Source organism: Enterobacter sichuanensis, from assembly GCF_009036245.1.
Classification (GTDB): Bacteria; Pseudomonadota; Gammaproteobacteria; order Enterobacterales; family Enterobacteriaceae; genus Enterobacter; species Enterobacter sichuanensis.
In genome coordinates, this window is record NZ_CP027986.1 from 4,155,968 (window position 1) to 4,175,350 (window position 19,383).

25 protein-coding genes are annotated in these 19,383 nt (G+C 54.0%); 13 read left to right on the plus strand and 12 right to left on the minus strand.

Features of this window, described 5'->3' with window-relative positions; genetic code table 11:
- Positions 1 to 9: 9 nt before the first annotated feature.
- Both rpmA and rplU read right to left on the minus strand, forming a co-directional pair.
- Complete coding sequence (rpmA, locus tag C1N69_RS20125) at positions 10 to 267, minus strand: 50S ribosomal protein L27 (protein ID WP_004385076.1); 258 nt, start codon at positions 265 to 267, stop codon at positions 10 to 12.
- A gap of 19 nt (positions 268 to 286) precedes the next feature.
- Complete coding sequence (gene rplU / locus C1N69_RS20130; RefSeq protein WP_003025032.1) at positions 287 to 598, minus strand: 50S ribosomal protein L21; 312 nt, start codon at positions 596 to 598, stop codon at positions 287 to 289.
- Between the two features lie 257 nt (positions 599 to 855).
- Here rplU and ispB point away from each other — a divergent pair, with 257 nt between their 5' ends.
- Together ispB and sfsB are read left to right on the plus strand one after the other, a co-directional pair.
- Positions 856 to 1,827, plus strand: a complete 972-nt coding sequence (gene ispB, locus C1N69_RS20135; protein WP_047959542.1) for an octaprenyl diphosphate synthase — start codon at positions 856 to 858, stop codon at positions 1,825 to 1,827.
- A gap of 228 nt (positions 1,828 to 2,055) precedes the next feature.
- Entirely contained in the window at positions 2,056 to 2,343 is a 288-nt protein-coding gene (sfsB, locus tag C1N69_RS20140; protein WP_047959543.1) for a DNA-binding transcriptional regulator SfsB, read from the plus strand.
- 61 nt (positions 2,344 to 2,404) lie between these two features.
- On the opposite strand, the gene murA is transcribed toward sfsB, so the two are convergent.
- The 7 genes from murA to mlaF form a co-directional block, all read right to left on the minus strand.
- On the minus strand, positions 2,405 to 3,664 hold the full coding sequence (gene murA, locus C1N69_RS20145; RefSeq protein WP_025756701.1) for a UDP-N-acetylglucosamine 1-carboxyvinyltransferase: 1,260 nt from the start codon (positions 3,662 to 3,664) through the stop codon (positions 2,405 to 2,407).
- Positions 3,665 to 3,714: 50 nt separating this feature from the next.
- Positions 3,715 to 3,969, minus strand: coding sequence for a BolA family iron metabolism protein IbaG (gene ibaG, locus C1N69_RS20150; RefSeq protein WP_008501458.1), 255 nt, complete (start codon positions 3,967 to 3,969; stop codon positions 3,715 to 3,717).
- A 126-nt stretch (positions 3,970 to 4,095) separates the two neighbouring features.
- Positions 4,096 to 4,389: a lipid asymmetry maintenance protein MlaB gene (gene mlaB / locus C1N69_RS20155; protein ID WP_094919362.1), complete on the minus strand. Its 294-nt coding sequence runs from the start codon at positions 4,387 to 4,389 to the stop codon at positions 4,096 to 4,098.
- Positions 4,389 to 5,024 carry a phospholipid-binding protein MlaC gene (mlaC, locus tag C1N69_RS20160; protein WP_155031788.1) on the minus strand — a complete coding sequence of 212 codons (636 nt, stop codon included), beginning with the start codon at positions 5,022 to 5,024 and terminating at the stop codon, positions 4,389 to 4,391. Before mlaC ends, mlaB begins: the two co-directional genes overlap by 1 nt.
- A gap of 18 nt (positions 5,025 to 5,042) precedes the next feature.
- Positions 5,043 to 5,591: an outer membrane lipid asymmetry maintenance protein MlaD gene (gene mlaD / locus C1N69_RS20165; protein ID WP_047959544.1), complete on the minus strand. Its 549-nt coding sequence runs from the start codon at positions 5,589 to 5,591 to the stop codon at positions 5,043 to 5,045.
- Between the two features lie 4 nt (positions 5,592 to 5,595).
- The gene (gene mlaE, locus C1N69_RS20170) at positions 5,596 to 6,378 is read right to left on the minus strand and encodes a lipid asymmetry maintenance ABC transporter permease subunit MlaE (RefSeq protein ID WP_010436044.1); all 783 of its coding nucleotides are present in this window, start codon (positions 6,376 to 6,378) and stop codon (positions 5,596 to 5,598) included.
- Between the two features lie 7 nt (positions 6,379 to 6,385).
- A complete protein-coding gene (mlaF, locus tag C1N69_RS20175) occupies positions 6,386 to 7,198 on the minus strand; it encodes a phospholipid ABC transporter ATP-binding protein MlaF (RefSeq protein ID WP_025756698.1) in 813 nt (270 codons plus the stop codon).
- Between the two features lie 227 nt (positions 7,199 to 7,425).
- Between mlaF and C1N69_RS20180 the strand changes: the two genes are divergently transcribed.
- The 11 genes from C1N69_RS20180 to npr all read left to right on the plus strand — a co-directional run bounded on the left by C1N69_RS20180 (position 7,426) and on the right by npr (position 15,345).
- Positions 7,426 to 8,403, plus strand: a complete 978-nt coding sequence (locus tag C1N69_RS20180; protein ID WP_045284743.1) for a calcium/sodium antiporter — start codon at positions 7,426 to 7,428, stop codon at positions 8,401 to 8,403.
- A gap of 13 nt (positions 8,404 to 8,416) precedes the next feature.
- Positions 8,417 to 9,403: an arabinose-5-phosphate isomerase KdsD gene (gene kdsD, locus C1N69_RS20185; protein WP_059385406.1), complete on the plus strand. Its 987-nt coding sequence runs from the start codon at positions 8,417 to 8,419 to the stop codon at positions 9,401 to 9,403.
- Between the two features lie 14 nt (positions 9,404 to 9,417).
- Positions 9,418 to 9,984, plus strand: a complete 567-nt coding sequence (gene kdsC / locus C1N69_RS20190; RefSeq protein ID WP_059385405.1) for a 3-deoxy-manno-octulosonate-8-phosphatase KdsC — start codon at positions 9,418 to 9,420, stop codon at positions 9,982 to 9,984.
- Positions 9,981 to 10,556 carry an LPS export ABC transporter periplasmic protein LptC gene (lptC, locus tag C1N69_RS20195; RefSeq protein ID WP_047959546.1) on the plus strand — a complete coding sequence of 192 codons (576 nt, stop codon included), beginning with the start codon at positions 9,981 to 9,983 and terminating at the stop codon, positions 10,554 to 10,556. Before kdsC ends, lptC begins: the two co-directional genes overlap by 4 nt.
- Positions 10,525 to 11,079 (plus strand): lipopolysaccharide ABC transporter substrate-binding protein LptA, encoded by a 555-nt coding sequence (gene lptA / locus C1N69_RS20200; RefSeq protein ID WP_025756693.1) that lies wholly within the window; start codon positions 10,525 to 10,527, stop codon positions 11,077 to 11,079. Before lptC ends, lptA begins: the two co-directional genes overlap by 32 nt.
- A 6-nt stretch (positions 11,080 to 11,085) precedes the next feature.
- Positions 11,086 to 11,811, plus strand: a complete 726-nt coding sequence (gene lptB, locus C1N69_RS20205) for an LPS export ABC transporter ATP-binding protein (RefSeq protein ID WP_025756692.1) — start codon at positions 11,086 to 11,088, stop codon at positions 11,809 to 11,811.
- Between the two features lie 47 nt (positions 11,812 to 11,858).
- Positions 11,859 to 13,292: an RNA polymerase factor sigma-54 gene (gene rpoN, locus C1N69_RS20210; protein WP_155031789.1), complete on the plus strand. Its 1,434-nt coding sequence runs from the start codon at positions 11,859 to 11,861 to the stop codon at positions 13,290 to 13,292.
- Between the two features lie 22 nt (positions 13,293 to 13,314).
- Entirely contained in the window at positions 13,315 to 13,602 is a 288-nt protein-coding gene (gene hpf, locus C1N69_RS20215; protein WP_013098943.1) for a ribosome hibernation promoting factor, read from the plus strand.
- A gap of 82 nt (positions 13,603 to 13,684) precedes the next feature.
- Positions 13,685 to 14,176 (plus strand): PTS IIA-like nitrogen regulatory protein PtsN, encoded by a 492-nt coding sequence (gene ptsN, locus C1N69_RS20220; RefSeq protein WP_008501443.1) that lies wholly within the window; start codon positions 13,685 to 13,687, stop codon positions 14,174 to 14,176.
- A gap of 45 nt (positions 14,177 to 14,221) precedes the next feature.
- Entirely contained in the window at positions 14,222 to 15,076 is an 855-nt protein-coding gene (rapZ, locus tag C1N69_RS20225; RefSeq protein ID WP_014885397.1) for an RNase adapter RapZ, read from the plus strand.
- On the plus strand, positions 15,073 to 15,345 hold the full coding sequence (gene npr / locus C1N69_RS20230; protein WP_025756690.1) for a PTS phosphocarrier protein NPr: 273 nt from the start codon (positions 15,073 to 15,075) through the stop codon (positions 15,343 to 15,345). The genes rapZ and npr overlap by 4 nt, the downstream gene beginning before the upstream one ends.
- A 39-nt stretch (positions 15,346 to 15,384) precedes the next feature.
- Here the strand turns inward: npr and mtgA are convergent, their stop codons facing one another.
- From mtgA to arcB, 3 genes are all read right to left on the minus strand, one after another.
- Positions 15,385 to 16,110 carry a monofunctional biosynthetic peptidoglycan transglycosylase gene (mtgA, locus tag C1N69_RS20235; RefSeq protein ID WP_095441913.1) on the minus strand — a complete coding sequence of 242 codons (726 nt, stop codon included), beginning with the start codon at positions 16,108 to 16,110 and terminating at the stop codon, positions 15,385 to 15,387.
- Positions 16,107 to 16,760 (minus strand): isoprenoid biosynthesis glyoxalase ElbB, encoded by a 654-nt coding sequence (gene elbB, locus C1N69_RS20240; RefSeq protein ID WP_025756688.1) that lies wholly within the window; start codon positions 16,758 to 16,760, stop codon positions 16,107 to 16,109. Before elbB ends, mtgA begins: the two co-directional genes overlap by 4 nt.
- Positions 16,761 to 16,992: 232 nt before the next feature.
- The gene (gene arcB / locus C1N69_RS20245; protein WP_045284740.1) at positions 16,993 to 19,326 is read right to left on the minus strand and encodes an aerobic respiration two-component sensor histidine kinase ArcB; all 2,334 of its coding nucleotides are present in this window, start codon (positions 19,324 to 19,326) and stop codon (positions 16,993 to 16,995) included.
- Positions 19,327 to 19,383: the final 57 nt, after the last annotated feature.

The following is a 19,383-nucleotide window of genomic DNA, read 5'->3' on the forward strand; positions in this document are numbered from 1 at the left end:
GAGAAAACCTTACTCAGCAACGATGCTGATGTATTTACGGTTGTTCGGGCCTTTAACTTCAAATTTCACTTTACCGTCTGCTTTAGCAAACAGAGTGTGGTCACGACCGCAACCTACGTTGTTGCCAGCGTGGAATTTGGTACCACGTTGACGAACGATGATGCTACCCGCCAGAACGGATTCGCCACCGAAACGCTTAACGCCCAGGCGTTTAGCTTCTGAATCGCGACCGTTACGTGTGGAGCCGCCAGCCTTTTTATGTGCCATTTAAATCTCTCCTCAGGTCTTAGGCGCTGATGCCAGTAATTTTCACATCAGTGAACCACTGACGGTGGCCCTGCTGCTTACGGTAGTGCTTACGACGACGAAACTTAACGATTTTAACTTTCTCGCCACGACCGTGTGCAACAACTTCAGCTTTGATAACGCCGCCATCAACGAAAGGAACGCCGATTTTGACTTCTTCACCGTTTGCGATCATCAGAACTTCTGCGAACTCAACAGATTCGCCAGTTGCGATGTCCAGCTTTTCCAGGCGAACGGTCTGACCTTCGCTTACTCGGTGTTGTTTACCACCACTTTGGAAAACCGCGTACATATAAACTCCGCTTCCGCGCACGTCCTCGTATGAATCAGAGTGCGCTATAAATATTCACAATAGGGCGCGAATATTACGCAAAACGCGAGCCTTTGACAAGTGCTACCGTCAATACATGAAGAAAAAAAACACAACACGTACGGTAACGTTTATCTGAGCCGTTTTTTCAGTACAATCAGCAATACTATTGATAAACCGAAACCCTTCGTTACCCCATAGTAGATGGGATCAACAGGATAAAAAGCCCGGCTTTTGCGATGAATTTAGAAAAAATCAACGAGTTAACCGCGCAAGATATGGCGGGTGTGAATGCAGCAATCCTGGAGCAACTCAACTCTGACGTTCAACTGATCAATCAGTTGGGCTATTACATTGTCAGCGGTGGCGGTAAACGCATACGCCCGATGATTGCCATTCTGGCTGCCAGAGCCGTTGGTTATCAGGGAAATGCCCACATCACCATCGCAGCGCTCATCGAATTTATTCACACAGCGACGCTTCTGCATGATGATGTTGTGGATGAATCGGATATGCGTCGTGGCAAAGCCACGGCGAACGCCGCTTTCGGGAACGCAGCCAGCGTACTGGTGGGGGATTTTATCTATACCCGCGCCTTCCAGATGATGACCAGTCTGGGCTCCCTGAAAGTACTGGAAGTGATGTCCGAAGCCGTTAACGTCATCGCAGAAGGCGAAGTACTGCAGCTGATGAACGTCAACGATCCTGATATTACTGAAGAAAACTACATGCGCGTGATCTACAGCAAAACCGCGCGCCTGTTTGAAGCAGCCGCCCAGTGTTCCGGCATTCTGGCTGACTGTACCGAGGCCCAGGAAAAAGGGCTGCAGGACTATGGTCGTTATCTGGGTACGGCATTCCAGCTGATAGATGATTTGCTGGACTACAGTGCGGACGGCGAGACGCTCGGCAAAAACGTTGGTGATGACCTGAACGAAGGCAAACCGACCCTGCCGCTGCTCCACGCCATGCGCAACGGAACGGCCGACCAGGCGAAAATGATCCGTGAAGCGATTGAGCAGGGAAATGGCCGCCATCTTCTGGAACCCGTACTGGAAACCATGGCCATTTGCGGATCGCTCGAGTGGACGCGCCAGCGTGCGGAAGAGGAAGCGGATAAAGCCATTGCTGCACTTCAGGTTATTCCAGACAGCCCGTGGCGCGATGCGCTGATCGGTCTGGCGCACATCGCCGTTCAGCGCGATCGTTGATCCCTCCTGTTTCTCCCCGCGCCTTTGCGGGGAGATTCCCGTACGTTCCTGTAAATTACGTCTTCATGTAAATGCATCGGTTTAGAGACTGCATGAATAAAGCTGTGTCTTATTCTGAATATCCCTTCAAGTAACGCGAACTTTTTAGAACAAGAGTGTGAAATGGGTATAGTAACCCCGTCGTTTCTGACGAAACGGCGAAGGTGAATCCGAACTAAGGACAGCGTTATGGACACGAAATTTATCGACTGGCACACGGCGGATATTATTGCCGCACTGCGCAAAAGAGGCACGTCACTGGCAGCAGAGTCACGCCGCCACGGACTGAGTTCTTCAACCCTGGCAAACGCCCTCACCCGCCCCTGGCCTAAGGGAGAGCTCATTATCGCAACGGCGCTAGATACGCACCCGTGGGTGATTTGGCCCTCGCGTTACCACGATCCTATTACCCATGAGTTTATTGACAGAACGCGCATGATTCGCCAGAAAAAGGCAAAGAAAGGATTGCAGGAATAACACGTTAATTGACAGGCACAGCAACCCCCCGGTCATTGCTGGCAGGGGGCTGCCGGAACGATTACTCGCCCTTCACACGCTCGATATTCGCACCCAGCGCGCGCAGTTTATCTTCGATACGCTCATAACCACGATCGATGTGATAAATACGATCCACAATCGTTGTCCCTTCCGCGATACAACCCGCCAGCACCAGGCTCGCAGACGCACGCAGATCGGTGGCCATCACCTGAGCACCCGACAGTTTCTCCACGCCGTGGCAAATTACGGTATTACTCTCGATTTCTGCATGCGCACCCATACGGATCAGCTCCGGTACGTGCATAAAGCGGTTCTCGAAAATGGTTTCAGTGATGAAGCCGGTCCCTTCGGCGACCAGGTTCAGCAGGGTGAACTGCGCCTGCATGTCGGTCGGGAACGCCGGGTGTGGCGCCGTACGCACATTGACAGCTTTTGGACGCTGACCGTGCATATCGAGGCTGATCCAGTCTTCACCGATTTCGATATCCGCGCCGGCATCGCGCAGCTTCGCCAGCACCGCATCCAGGGTATCAGGCTGTGCGTTACGGCAAACAATCTTACCGCCAGAGATCGCCGCTGCCACCAGGAAGGTGCCGGTTTCGATACGGTCCGGCAGGACGCGATAAACACCACCGCCCAGACGCTCAACGCCTTCAATGGTGATACGGTCAGTACCCTGACCGGAGATCTTCGCCCCCAGCGCCACGAGGAAGTTGGCGGTATCCACAATTTCCGGCTCACGCGCGGCGTTTTCGATGATCGTGGTACCTTCAGCCAGCGTTGCCGCAGACATAATAGTGACCGTTGCGCCCACGCTCACCTTGTCCATGACAATGTGTGCGCCTTTCAGACGACCGTTGACGGACGCTTTAACGTAACCTTCTTCCAGTTTGATCTCTGCGCCCAGTTTTTCCAGGCCAAAGATATGCAGGTCAACCGGACGCGCCCCGATGGCACAACCGCCCGGAAGTGAAACCTGCCCCTGGCCAAAACGCGCCACCAGCGGGCCAAGCGCCCAGATGGAAGCACGCATGGTTTTCACCAGATCGTAAGGGGCAGAGAAGTTATTCACATTGCTGGCGTCGATCCAGACAGAGCCGTTACGCTCAACTTTAGTGCCCAACTGGGTGAGCAACTTCATGGTCGTGTCGATATCTTTCAGTTTCGGGACATTCTGAATTTCTACCGGCTCTTCCGCGAGCAGCGCAGCAAAGAGGATTGGCAGCGCGGCGTTTTTCGCGCCAGAAATTGTGACTTCGCCCTGGAGGCGCGTAGGCCCCTGTACACGAAATTTATCCATTGTGTGCTCTCTTATAAATTCAACCGTGCTGCGGGCCTGTCGCCCTCAGCTCAAAAACCGTTTAGTTTGCGATCGCGTGCCCACTCTTGCGGGGTGAACGCTTTAATCGACAGGGCGTGGATGCGGTTATCCGCAATATATTCCATCAGCGGCGCGTACACAGCCTGCTGTTTCTTCACGCGGCTCATGCCGTCGAACATCTCACCCACAGCAATAACCTGGAAGTGACTGCCATCGCCAGTGACGTGGGCTTCCTGAAGGGAGAGTGCATTCATCAGCACTGTCTGGATTTCATGATTTTCCATGGGTTCTTAATCATCTGATAGTGAAAACAAGCCCAACATCTTAGAGCAAAGTGGCGTCGTCTTAAACAAGCAAAAAGCCCCGACGATGAAACTGTCAGGGCTTTCGGAAGTAACGCACTGAAAATATTAACGAGGCAGTACGTCCTGAGGAAGATTGTACAGCTGCGCAAGGGTCACGACATTATCGCTCGCGCCGTGAAGCCTGACGCTCGCCCCCTGCTTTTTCCCCTCGGCAACCAGATGGGCAAGCAGCGCAACACCTGCCGTATCCACCCGGGTGATACCGCTTAAGTCAATCAGCGTCACGCCCTGCATGGCTTCATGGCGTTGGTCCCATAACGGGTTCAGGAGGTCCTGATCCAGTTCGCCGGACAGTTTCAATGTCTCGCCTTCACGCGACCAGCTGAGTTGCTGTGACATTACTTCTTCTCGTCCAGCGTGATTTTCTGACGAGCAATGGACTGCAGCTGTGCAGTCAGGCCATCAATGCCTTTGGTGCGCAGCAGGTCGCTCCACTCGTTCTGCTTGGTCGTGATCATGCTTACCCCTTCGGCAATCATATCATACGCCTGCCAGTGGCCGGTCTGGCTGTTTTTACGCCACTGGAAATCCAGACGAACCGGTGGACGGCCGTTTGGATCGTTGATCGTCACACGGATAGGCACGATGGTCGCATCACCCAGCGGCTGCTCAGGCGCAATCTGGTAGGTCTGGCCGTGATACATCGCCAGCGCCTGACCATAAGCCTGCTTCAGGTATTCACGGAACGCGGCAAAGTAGGCCTCACGCTGCGCAGGGGTCGCGTCTTTGTAATAACGACCCAGCACCAGCGCACCCGCATATTTAATCTGCACATACGGCAGCAATTCCTGGTCAACAACGTCACGCAGGTAATCAGGATTCGCACGAATTTTAGGCTGTTCGTTTTTAAGACGGTCGAAGGTTTTCTTCGCCGCTTCGTCCATCAGTTTGTACGGGTTACTCTGATCCGCAGCATAGGCAGCGGTAAGAGGGGCAATGACCAGCATGGCCACCATTAACAGTCGTTTAAACATGAATGACTTCTCCTGAAATTAATGCGTCGAGCCAGGTGTCGGTGCGACGTCGGTATGATCTTCAGACTGCGCAGGGGCAGCGTCGGATTTTTTCTCATCCCCTTTACTGTTGTAAAGGAACTGACCAATCATATCTTCCAGCACCATTGCGGACTTCGTATCCTGAATAACGCTGCCGTCTTTAAGAATAGTCGTTCCCAGCTCGGGGTCTTCAAAGCCGACGTTAAGCGCCAGATATTGTTCACCCAGCAGACCGGAAGTCCGGATCGACAGGGAACTGGTGTCCGGAATATGGTTGTAACGCTCTTCGATATCCATCGCGACGCGTGGCAGATAGGTTTTCTCATCAAGCGTAATATCTGATACGCGTCCGATCACCACGCCGCCAATACGGACCGGTGAACGGGCCTTCAGCCCGCCGATGTTATCGAAGGTGGCATAGATGCGATATGTCGGCTCGGTACGCACGGAGGTGATATCCGCCGCTCTCAGGCAGATAAACAGTGCGGCCAGCAGCGCCAGCAGCAGGAACACGCCGACCCAAATTTCATTTTTTTTCGTTTGCATGAACTCAATTCCCAAACATCAGTGCGGTGAGCACAAAATCCAGACCCAGTACGGCCAACGACGAATGTACGACTGTACGTGTAGTTGCACGGCTAATGCCTGCCGACGTCGGGATGGCATCGTAACCATTGAACAAGGCAATCCAGGTGACCGTAATGGCGAATACCACGCTTTTAATCAGACAGTTAACCAGATCCATTCGCAGGTCGATGGCGTCCTGCATGGCGGACCAGAAGAAACCGGCATCAATGCCTTTCCAGTGAACGCCAACCAGCGAACCGCCCCAGATACCCACGGCGACAAACAGAATAGTCAGTAACGGTAAAGAGATCACCCCAGCCCAGAAACGCGGCGAAATTACGCGACGCAGCGGGTCAACCGCCATCATCTCCATACTGGAGAGCTGCTCAGTCGCACGCATCAGGCCAATTTCAGCCGTTAATGCCGACCCCGCGCGTCCGGCGAACAACAGCGCCGCCACAACCGGCCCCAGTTCACGCAGCAGCGAAAGCGCCACCAGCATCCCAAGACTGGTTTCCGCACTGTAGGTTGTCAGGACGAGGTAACCCTGCAGCCCCAGCACCATGCCGATAAACAGACCGGACACAATGATGATGAGCATCGACAGCACGCCGACGTTATAGAGTTGCCGCACCAGTAAAGGCGCATGCTTTCGGAACTCCGGCTTGCCGACCAGCGCGTTGAATAACATCAATCCGGCACGCCCGAACGTCCTGATGGTTTTTATGCCACGGTGTCCGAGAGCGGCCAACGCATTTAACAGCATGAGTGGCTTAACTCCCTATTCCCAGTAAATCGTCACGATAGTCGCCCGCCGGGTAGCGGAACGGCACAGGGCCATCGGCAATACCGTCGAGGAACTGTCGCACGCGCGGATCGCAATTTTCCTGCAACGCCTGGGCGCTACCGTGTGCGACGATCTTTTTGTCCGCCACGATATAGGCGTAATCGGCGATGCTCAACACTTCCGGTACATCGTGAGAAACCACAATGCAGGTTACGCCAAGTGCGCTGTTCAGCTCAGAGATGAGCTTCACCAGCACGCCCATCGTGATGGGATCCTGCCCGACGAACGGTTCATCGAACATGATTAAATCCGGTTCTAATGCAATGGCTCGCGCCAGCGCGGCGCGGCGCGCCATCCCGCCGGAGAGTTCCGAAGGCATCAGCTTCGCCGCCCCGCGCAAACCGACGGCTTCAAGCTTCATCATCACCGTACTTTTCAGCAACGCCGGCGGCAGGCTGGTGTGTTCGCGAAGCGGATAGGCCACGTTATCAAAGACGTTCATATCGGTGAACAACGCCCCCGACTGAAAGAGCATGCTCATGCGCTTGCGAACGGTATACAGACGCGAGCGCGACATCTCGGGGACATTTTCGCCATCAAAGAGGATTTCACCGCTGTCAGGTGGGATCTGCCCACCGATAAGACGCAGCAGGGTCGTTTTACCGATCCCGGACGGCCCCATGATGGCCGTGATCTTGCCACGCGGTACGGTCAACGAAATATCATCAAATATCAATCTGTTGGCGCGAGAAAAACTCACACCGCGGACATCGACTAAATTCGCCATCGTTTGGCTCATTTATGGTTCCTTTCTTACCCTGCTCACGTTTAGGCATGCAGCCTGGATCAGCCCTAAACTCAGCATTTTTACAGAATAATAGCCGTTGAGGTTAGCGAAAGCTGGCATTTGTTTTACTTTTCCGGCGCATAAAGTCAAAATTAGGAATTCGTTACGCCTCAGACTGTATGCAGTCCAGCCATTCCCGCGCGATGGACCGACGAGTATACCTGAAGAAAGGACTTTTGATGCTTTTAGCAACAGCACTGTTAATAATTGGTTTACTTTTGGTGGTCTACAGTGCTGACCGTTTAGTGTTTGCTGCATCTATCCTGTGTCGCCTGACGGGCGTGCCACCTCTCGTCATCGGGATGACCGTTGTCAGCGTTGGAACATCACTTCCTGAAATCATCGTCTCTGTCTCGGCATCGCTGCATGGCCAGTTAGACCTGGCCGTCGGCACCGCGATTGGCTCTAATATCGTCAATATATTGTTGATTTTAGGGCTGGCGGCACTGCTCCATCCATTTCGCGTGCATTCTGATGTTCTGCGTCGTGAATTGCCGCTAATGTTAATCGTAAGTCTGCTGGCAGGATGCGTATTTTATGATGGCATACTGAGCGTCAGTGACGGCATTTTCTTGCTGGCGCTGGCCGTCATTTGGTTGCTGTATAGTGTTAAGATCGCCCGTCTGGCTGAGAAGCAGGGGCACGATAGCCTCACGCGTGAGCAGGTCGCCGAACTCCCGCGGGAAGGCACGCTCCCCGTTGCCCTGCTCTGGCTTGGCGTGGCGCTGATCATCATGCCGATGGCCACGCGCATGGTCGTAGATAACGCGACGGTCGTGGCGAACTATTTCGCCATCAGTGAACTGACCATTGGCCTGACGGTTATTGCCATCGGTACCAGTCTGCCGGAGCTGGCTACGGCCATCGCCGGGGCGCGAAAAGGGGAGGATGACATTGCCATTGGTAATATCATCGGCTCCAATATTTTTAATATCGCGATAGTAATGGGCCTGCCGGCCCTGATTACGCCGGGGCCCTTTAATCCCCTGGCGTTTTCACGCGATTACGGTGTGATGCTGCTGGTCAGCGTGATATTTGCCCTGCTCTGCTGGCGGCGGCAACGACAGATTGGCAAAGGCGCAGGCGCGCTGTTGACGGGTGGATTTATCGTATGGATGGCGATGCTGTACTGGCTCTCGCCTCTTCTCTCTGGGTAAACGGAAACGCATTATGTCGCAAATAGAATTGCAGCCGGGTTTTGACTTTCAGAAAGCAGGCAAAGACGTTCTGGAGATTGAACGTGAAGGTCTGGCGCAGTTGGATCAGTACATTAATCAGGATTTTAGTCTGGCATGTGAGAAGATATTCTACTGTGCCGGCAAAGTCGTGGTGATGGGGATGGGCAAGTCCGGCCACATTGGACGCAAAATGGCGGCAACGTTTGCCAGTACCGGAACCTCTTCTTTCTTTGTCCACCCGGGTGAAGCCGCCCACGGCGACCTGGGTATGGTCACGCCGCAGGATATCGTCATCGCGCTGTCCAACTCCGGTGAGTCCAATGAAATTCTGGCGCTGATCCCGGTACTGAAGCGTCTGCAGGTGCCGCTCATTTGCATGACCAGCCGTCCGGAAAGTAGCATGGCGCGTGCAGCCGATATTCACCTGTGCGTAAAGGTGCCGAAAGAGGCCTGCCCGCTCGGCCTGGCGCCGACCTCCAGCACCACCGCGGCGCTGGTGATGGGCGATGCGCTCGCCGTGGCGCTGCTGGAAGCCCGTGGTTTTACGCCGGAAGATTTCGCCCTTTCCCACCCGGGGGGCGCGCTGGGGCGTAAGCTGCTGCTGCGGGTTAACGATATTATGCACACCGGGGATGAAATCCCCCACGTCAGTAAAGACGCCTCCCTTCGTGATGCGCTGCTGGAAATCACCCGTAAGAATCTGGGTATGACGGTCGTGTGCGACGATCTGATGAAAATTCAGGGGATCTTCACCGATGGCGACCTGCGTCGCGTGTTCGACATGGGTGTGGATGTCCGTACGCTGGGCATTGCCGATGTGATGACACCCGGCGGCATTCGCGTGCGTCCGGGTACGCTGGCTGTGGATGTGCTGAACCTTATGCAGTCCCGTCATATCACCTCCGTCATGGTTGCCGATGGCGACCAGTTGCTGGGTGTGGTACATATGCATGATCTGCTGCGCGCAGGCGTAGTGTAATGAAGGATAAGACAATGAGTAATGCGGGTGCATCCCTTGCAACCTGTTATGGTCCGGTCAGTACCCAGATGATGGCAAAGGCGGAAAACATTCGCCTGCTCATTCTGGATGTGGATGGCGTACTCTCCGATGGCCTGATTTATATGGGTAATAACGGTGAAGAGCTAAAAGCGTTTAACGTTCGCGACGGCTACGGTATCCGCTGTGCGCTGACCTCAGGTATCGAGGTGGCTATCATCACCGGACGGAAAGCTAAACTGGTAGAAGACCGCTGTGAAACCTTAGGCATTACCCATTTGTATCAGGGTCAATCCGATAAGATGGCGGCGTTCAACGATTTACTGGGTAAACTGGCTATCGCACCGGAAAAGGTGGCCTACGTCGGGGACGATCTGATTGACTGGCCAGTAATGGCTGAAGTTGGGCTGAGTATCGCCGTTGCCGATGCGCATCCGCTGCTGATCCCGCGTGCGGACTACGTTACCCACATCAACGGGGGCCGAGGTGCCGTCCGTGAAGTCTGCGATCTGCTCCTGCTGGCGCAGGGCAAGCTTGATGAGGCCAAAGGGCAATCGATATGAGTAAAACCAGACGTTGGGTTATCATTTTGCTTTCGCTTATCGCCCTGGTATTGATTGGCGTGAACCTTGCCGATCGCGACGATACGCAAACGGAAGTGATCAACAATAACGATCCAACCTATAAAAGCGATCACAGCGACACTGTGGTCTACAGCCCGCAAGGCGCGCTGAACTATCGCCTGATTGCCCAGCATGTTGAATATTTTTCAGATGACGGTATTTCGTGGTTTACCCAACCTGTTATGACCACGTTTGATAAGGACAAAGTACCGACGTGGTCAATCAAGTCAGACCGGGCAAAACTGACAAATGACCGTATGCTTTATCTGTATGGCCACGTTGAAGTCAACGCCCTGACCGCTGACTCGCAACTGCGAAAAATTACGACGGATAATGCCCAGATCAACCTGGTGACCCAGGATGTGACGTCGCAGGATCTGGTTACTCTGTATGGCACAACATTTAATTCCAGCGGTTTGAGAATGCGCGGGAACTTACGCAGCAAAAACGCCGAGCTGATTGAAAAGGTTAGAACCTCCTATGAAATTCAAAACAAACAAACTCAGCCTTAAAGTAATTATCGCCAGCGCGATGCTGGCGACCAGTCTCCCCGCGCTTGCTGTAACGGGCGATACCGAGCAGCCGATTCATATCGAGTCCGACACCCAGTCTCTTGATATGCAGGGTAATGTCGTCACCTTCACGGGTAACGTCGTCATGACTCAGGGCACCATCAAAATCAACGCCGACAAGGTGGTTGTTACCCGTCCGGGTGGCGAGCAGGGCAAAGAGATTATCGATGGCTACGGTAATCCGGCGACCTTCTACCAAATGCAGGACAACGGCAAACCGGTGAAAGGCCATGCCACGCATATGCACTATGAGCTGGCGAAGGATCTGGTGATCCTGACCGGAAATGCGTACCTGGAACAGCTGGACAGCAACATTACCGGCGACAAGATTACCTATCTGGTTAAAGAGCAAAAAATGCAGGCCTCCAGCGAGAAAGGCAAACGCGTCACCACCGTACTGGTACCGTCGCAGCTGCAGGACAAAGGCAAAGGCCAGGCCCCGGCACAGAAGAAGAGTAACTAATTCGTTATGGCAACATTAACTGCAAAAAATCTCGCGAAGGCCTATAAGGGCCGCCGTGTCGTAGAGGATGTCAGTCTGACCGTTAACTCCGGCGAAATTGTGGGCCTGCTTGGCCCTAACGGTGCGGGTAAAACGACAACCTTCTACATGGTCGTTGGCATTGTGCCGCGCGATGCTGGCAACATTGTCATTGATGATGAAGACATCAGCCTTCTGCCGCTGCATGCACGCGCACGCCGCGGGATCGGCTATTTGCCGCAGGAAGCCTCCATTTTCCGTCGCCTTAGCGTTTACGATAACCTGATGGCGGTTCTGCAAATTCGTAACGATCTGACCAGCGAACAGCGTCAGGATCGTGCCAACGAGCTGATGGAAGAGTTCCACATTGAGCATCTGCGCGACAGCCTCGGTCAGGCACTCTCCGGTGGGGAACGCCGACGCGTTGAGATTGCGCGTGCGCTGGCCGCAAACCCGAAATTTATCCTTCTGGATGAACCGTTTGCGGGTGTTGATCCGATCTCCGTTATCGACATTAAACGTATCATTGAGCACCTGCGCGACAGCGGGCTTGGCGTGTTGATCACCGACCACAACGTGCGTGAAACGCTGGCCGTGTGTGAACGTGCGTATATTGTGAGCCAGGGTAACCTGATCGCCCACGGTACGCCGCAACAAATCCTCGAAGATGATCATGTTAAGCGCGTCTATCTTGGGGAAGACTTCAGACTCTGATAGGGTAGAGGTAACGTAACGCCGAACCGGAGAAAAATGCTCTGAACATGAAGCAAGGTTTGCAATTAAGGCTCAGCCAACAACTGGCAATGACGCCGCAGCTACAGCAGGCAATTCGCCTGTTGCAACTGTCCACGTTAGAACTTCAGCAGGAACTCCAGCAGGCGCTGGACAGTAACCCCCTGCTGGAACAAACCGATCTTCATGACGAGGTAGATACCCAGCAATCGCAGGATACAGAAGCGCTCGACACCGCGGATGCACTCGAACAAAAAGAGATGCCGGACGAGCTTCCGCTGGATGCCAGCTGGGATGAGATCTACACCGCCGGAACCCCATCCGGAACGCGTGCGGACTACCAGGACGATGAGCTACCGGTCTATCAGGGAGAAACCACTCAGTCGCTTCAGGATTACCTGATGTGGCAGGTGGAACTGACCCCCTTCTCCGACACCGATCGTGCGATTGCCACATCCATTGTCGATGCCGTTGATGACACCGGCTATTTAACCGTCACGCTGGACGACATCCTCGAAAGCATGGGCGACGAAGAGATTGAGCTTGAGGAGGTTGAAGCCGTTCTGAAGCGCATTCAGCGTTTCGATCCGGTAGGCGTGGCCGCAAGAGATCTGCGCGACTGCCTGCTGATCCAGCTTTCTCAGTTCAGCAAAGAGACGCCGTGGCTTGATGAGGCGCGCTTAATCATCAGCGATTATCTGGATCTGTTGGCTAACCACGATTTCCGCACCCTGATGCGCGTCACGCGGCTGAAAGAAGACGTGCTGAAAGAAGCGGTGAATCTGATACAGTCGCTCGATCCGCGCCCCGGTCAGTCGATCCAGACCAGCGAACCCGAATACGTGATCCCGGATGTGCTGGTCCGAAAACACAATGGCCGCTGGGTCGTTGAACTGAATTCTGACAGTATTCCTCGCCTGCAAATCAACCAGCAGTATGCCTCCATGTGCACCAGCGTGCGTAACGACTCCGACAATCAATATATTCGTAGCAATTTGCAGGAAGCGCGATGGTTGATCAAAAGTCTGGAGAGCCGTAATGATACGCTGCTTCGCGTCAGCCGCTGCATTGTCGAACAGCAGCAGGCGTTCTTTGAGCAGGGCGAAGAGTATATGAAACCGATGGTGCTGGCGGATATCGCCCAGGCCGTCGAGATGCATGAATCAACCATTTCCCGTGTCACCACGCAGAAGTATCTGCACAGTCCACGCGGTATTTTTGAGCTTAAGTATTTCTTCTCCAGCCACGTCAATACCGAGGGTGGCGGCGAAGCGTCCTCAACCGCGATTCGTGCCCTGGTGAAGAAGTTGATCGCCGCGGAGAACCCCGCGAAGCCACTGAGTGACAGTAAGTTAACCACCATGCTGTCCGAACAGGGTATTATGGTGGCACGTCGTACTGTCGCGAAGTATCGAGAGTCTTTATCCATTCCGCCGTCCAACCAGCGTAAACAGCTGGTCTGACACAACCGATAAGGAAGACACTATGCAGCTCAACATCACTGGACAAAACGTCGAAATTACTGAGGCTTTACGCGACTTTGTGAATACGAAGTTTGCAAAACTCGAGCAGTATTTCGAAAGGATCAACCAGGTCTATATTGTGTTGAAAGTGGAGAAAGTGACTCACATCTCGGATGCCACCCTGCATGTTAATGGGGGGGAACTTCATGCCAGTGCGGAAGGGCAAGACATGTACGCGGCTATCGACGGCTTGATTGATAAGCTTGCGCGACAGCTCAATAAACATAAAGATAAACTGAAACAACACTAATTGTCCGGGCAGTTAACGGGTGCAGGACGGCCTGTTGTGAAACACAACAGGCCATTTGTACAGTTAGCGCTTAGGTGAAATTATGATGAACAACGATTCCGCTCTTCAACTGAGCAATGTCCTTAACCAGGAATGTACCCGCAGTGCTGTTCACTGCCAGAGCAAAAAACGTGCGCTGGAGATCATCAGTGAGCTGGCCGCAAAACAGCTGGGCCTGCCGCCACAGGTGGTGTTCGAAGCGATCCTGACCCGTGAAAAAATGGGCAGTACCGGTATCGGCAACGGCATCGCCATCCCGCACGGCAAACTGGAAGAGGATACCCTGCGTGCCGTGGGTGTGTTTGTGCAGCTTGAAACACCCATTGCCTTCGATGCCATTGATAACCAGCCCGTCGATCTTCTCTTCGCGCTGCTGGTGCCTGCCGACCAGACGAAAACCCATCTGCATACGCTGTCGCTGGTTGCCAAACGTCTGGCCGATAAAACCATTTGCCGCCGACTGCGCTCGGCCCAAAGTGATGAAGAGCTCTATCAGATTATCACTGAAGCAGAAGGCAATCAGGATGATGCATAACCAGGAGATGGCCTTCACATCTGTTGTCCTGAGGAGAAACGGAACATGGTGCTGATGATTGTCAGTGGTCGTTCAGGGTCGGGGAAGTCCGTTGCTCTGCGCGCGCTGGAAGACATGGGTTTTTACTGCGTAGATAACCTGCCGGTCGTGTTGCTACCCGATCTGGCTCGCACGCTTGCGGAAAGACAAACCTCTGCCGCCGTCAGTATCGACGTTCGTAACATGCCTGAATCGCCTGAAATTTTTGAACAGGCGATGAGTAACCTGCCTGATGCGTTTTCGCCTCAGCTACTGTTCCTTGATGCAGACCGCAATACCCTGATCCGTCGCTACAGCGATACCCGTCGTCTGCACCCGCTTTCCAGCAAGAACCTCTCTCTGGAGAGCGCTATCGACGAAGAGAGCGACCTGCTGGAGCCGCTGCGTTCACGCGCTGACCTGATTGTCGACACCTCTGAGATGTCCGTTCACGAGCTGGCGGAAATGCTGCGTACCCGGTTGCTGGGCAAGCGCGAGCGCGAACTGACGATGGTGTTCGAATCCTTTGGCTTTAAGCACGGGATTCCAATTGATGCGGATTATGTTTTCGACGTGCGCTTCCTGCCGAACCCGCACTGGGATCCAAAACTGCGTCCCATGACCGGTCTGGATAAACCCGTCGCGGCCTTCCTCGACAGGCACACAGAAGTTCACAATTTTATCTACCAGACGCGAAGCTACCTTGAGCTATGGTTACCTATGCTGGAGACAAACAATCGCAGCTACCTGACGGTGGCGATTGGCTGTACCGGCGGTAAACATCGTTCGGTCTACATCGCCGAACAGCTGGCCGACTATTTCCGCTCGCGCGGGAAGAACGTTCAGTCCCGTCATCGCACGCTGGAAAAACGTAAAACATGACCGTAAAACAAACCGTTGAGATCACCAATAAGCTGGGCATGCACGCGCGCCCGGCGATGAAGCTGTTTGAACTGATGCAGGGTTTCGATGCGGAAGTTCTGCTGCGAAATGATGAAGGTACCGAAGCGGAAGCAAACAGCGTGATTGCGCTGCTGATGCTGGACTCCGCCAAAGGCCGCCAGATTGAAGTTGAAGCCACCGGCCCTCAGGAAGAGGAAGCGCTGGCGGCGGTGGTTGCGCTGTTTAACGCCGGTTTTGACGAAGACTAACGCCTCATTTTCTGGCGGGTGGCGCTGCGCTTACCCGCCTTACATCAGCTGATTACGCTGCATAAACCCTTCCCCACCCAGTTGACGCATCTGACGCAGAATCCACGCCTGACGGCTTCGCACGTACCCTGACGGGGCACTGGCTTTAAAGCGGATAGGGTTAGGTAACACCGCGGCCAATAACGCCGCTTCAGACATACTCAACCGGCTGGCCGGTTTATTAAAATAGCGTTGTGCAGCCGCTTCCACGCCAAATACCCCATCGCCAAACTCAGCGATATTCAGGTAGACGGTCAGAATGCGCTTTTTACTCCAGACCGTTTCCATGCCCAGCGTCAGCCCCGCTTCCAGCCCTTTTCGTACCCAGCTGCGGCCGTCCCATAAAAACAGATTCTTTGCCGTCTGCTGTGACAGAGTTGATGCGCCGCGCACGCGGTTTTCGTGGCGTTCATTATGGGCCAGCGCCTTCTCTATGGCCGCGACGTCGAACCCCCAGTGTTCCGGGAATTTCTGATCCTCCGCCGCAATCACGGCCAGCCCCATAAAGGGCGAGATGTCGTCCATGCTCACCCAATCAGAATGCGCGACATAGCTGAAATCACCGGTAAACCATGCGCCGAGCTGACGTTCAACCATCACGGCAGAAAATGGCACGGGCAGAATGCTGAACAGGGCGAGTCCCCCGCCCCAGAAGACCGCCAGCACAAGAACGATGCGCAACAGGGTGCGCTTCACCCATGCGCCAGCACCGGATGGACGACTCATTCAGCCAGCACCAGCACTCTGGCCACCAGCTTCTCAATACCCGTGGCCGCTTCTGCAATATTCTGCGCCAGCATATACGCAGGCGTGGTGACGATCTTATTGTCTTCGTCCACCACAATGTCATCCACCGGACAAGGCACGTGCTCGCCGCCCATATCTTCAATGACTTCCGCGGTATCAATATCCGTCCCGATGGTCAGGCGCAGCGGGAAATCAAAAATGTTAGGCAGCATGGCGGGGGCGATGCAGATAAAGCCCAGCGGTTTTCCCGCCGCGTGCATAGCCTGCGACAGCGTTTTTAGATGCGGATCGATCTGACACTCCGCCCCCTGGGTGGCAAACGTACTGAGATTTTTGGCCGCGCCAAACCCACCGGGCACAATTAGCGCATCAAGCTCTGTGGCGTCTGCCTGAATAAGAGGGTGAATATTTCCGCGGGCAATACGCGCGGCCTCAACCAGTACGTTACGGGTTTCCGCCATTGGCTCACCCGTGAGATGGTTAATCACATCCGCCTGATTTTTGTCCGGCGCAAAACAAATCACCTCTGCACCCTGTTTTGCCAGGGCCAGCAGCGTAATGACGGCTTCATGTATTTCAGAGCCATCGTAAACACCGCATCCACTCAGCACGACACCAATCTTTTTCATCATGAGGATCCTTTTCTGCAACTTGCTGAAGCACATTAATAATTTTGATTAAAACGCTATGCTTCACACATTTCACTGATTCATGTAACAAACCATTTAAGATTTGCTATCTTATCTGCGTGCGGCCTAAATTTTTCAGGCGGCGCCGATTCGAAAAATACTTGAAAAAACAGGCGCAGCCACAATTTCCCTGGTGTTGGCGCAGTATTCGCGCACCCCGGTTAAGCCGGGGTCATTTTTTTCTGGTATCGACCCAGGCTTTAAGCACCGCAACATCGTTTTGCCACTCTTGTTTCATCTCTTCAACCCAATCACCCACGTTATCTTCCCATGCAGGTAAATCAGGCGACTGAATCTGTTGACCCAGCTGTTGCAGGTGGCGCAGGCCGACCGAGCCGGCTGCGCCTTTGATTTTATGTCCTTCTTCTACGATGCCTTTCTGGTCGCGCGCAGTCAGGTTGGACTCCAGCACGCTCAGATAGCCCGGCATCATTTTTTCGAACACCGCCAGACCGTCGGTAATCAGTTTCGGGCCGACCAGATCGATATACTGCTCCAGCATCGCGGTATCGAGTATCGTTTGGGCTTTTGCGCTATCAACAGACGTCATGGTGCTCTCCTCTTCATCATGGGTATCCCAGAACTTCTTGATCATAGCGGTCAAAGCAGGCACCGCCAGCGGCTTGCTGAGCACATCGTCCATACCGGCATCGAGATACTCTTTTTTATCTTTCAGTACGTTCGCCGTCAGCGCAACCAGCGGCGGCAGCTCATCGGCCGCGTACTGACGCGTCAGCTCACGCGAGATATCCAGCCCGGTCATATCCGGCAGTTGAATATCCAGCAGAACGAGGTCGTATTCACCCGGTTTAAACATCTCCAGCGCGGCTTTGCCCGTCATCGCGACATCCACGCTGTTGCCCAGTTTTTCCAGCACCGAGCGCGCCACAATCACGTTCAGCTCGATGTCTTCCACCAGCAGGACATGCAGCGCAGGCAGCGGCATATCGTCGTCTTCAAAGGTATCCTCAACCTCTTCCGCCACCGCCGGAGCATGCACCGTCAGGGTGAACGTTGAGCCTTTGCCCGGCTGACTGGCAACGGTGATATCCCCGCCCATGCTCTTCGCCAGCCGTTTCGACACCGCCAGGCCAATGCCCGTACCGGTAGCCGGTTTCCCGCCATTGCTGTCTTTCACCTGGTAGTACATGGCAAAGATTTTGTCCTGCTCCTCCTGCGGAATACCAATCCCGGAATCCTCCACCTCAAAGTGCAGCATGTCACCGTCGTCATAGCGGACACGCACGGCCACCTGCCCCTTCTGGGTAAACTTTACCGCGTTGCTGATCAGGTTCCACAGGATCTGACGCAGACGCGTACCGTCAGTCACCACTTTATGCGGCAGCGGCAGGGTTGGCTCCATGACAAAGCTCAGTCCCTTCTGCTGCGCCTGCAGGCCGGACAGGTTTTCCAGATCCGCAAGGAAGCTGGTGAAATCAACCGGCTGATTATCAAGCTGAACTTTTCGGCGCTCCATCTTATCCATATCAATAATATCGTTGAAGATATTCCCCAGCGTGACCGCCGAGACATGGATAGTTTTGAGGTATTTTTCCTGCTCCGCGGTCAGGTCGGTATCCAGCAGAATGCGGCTCAACCCGACGATACCATTCAGCGGCGTACGCAATTCGTGGCTAATGGTAGAGATAAAGGTGGTCTTATCGCGGCTGGCACGCTCCAGGGCATCCTGATAGCGCTTACGCTCGGTGATGTCGCGCCCAAAGCCCATCAGGCCGTGGCGTTTCCCCACGCGGTCATAGTAGGGGACCTTACGGATCTCAAAGCAGGCTTTGCGTCCGTCCGGATAATCCAGCCACTGTTCATAGGTCAGCGAGACATTGTGACGGAACACTTTTTCGTCCGTTTCCATAACCTTGGCGGCCGCCTCTTCAGAGTAAACGTCCTGCGGCTTCAGGTGGATAAGCTGCTTCTCGCTTTTCCCGGTGAGCAACTCCATGGCCCGGTTACAGCCGGAAAACTCTTTATCTTCATTGCGGTAGAACACCAGATCCGGCGACGCGTCCAGGAACGAACGCAGGAAAGAGGATTGCTGTTCAAGCTGGATCTGCGTGACCTCACGCTCTTTCATTTCGATTTTCAGCTGCTCAAGCGTGGCCTGACGCTCGGCTTCCGCCTTCTCACGATCCGAAATCTCCTGATTGAGCTGCGCAATGTTGTCTTTGAGCTGAACGTTAAGCTTAAGGTCGCGCTCGCGCATCTCTTCCAGTTTATCGACCAGTTTTGACAAACGCTGACGGGACTCTTCCAGCTGTTCAACTACCACAGACAGGAAATAGACCGCCCAGGGAGTAATGAGCAATCCAAAGAAGATAGAGCGGATGACGTCGATACTCTCGACCTGACCATGCAGAACCATGGTGACGGCCATTTGCACGACGATGGCCAGAACGACCAGCGCCAGCGCAAGCAGCATGGAGAAACGCACCAGCCCAAGCTTCATCATCAGGTCGACGTAATACTGGGCAAGCATTCGAATTTGCTTCATAGAGGATCCCTTCACGACTTTATCGCTCAATAATACTCAAATTCGCGGCGGGACGTT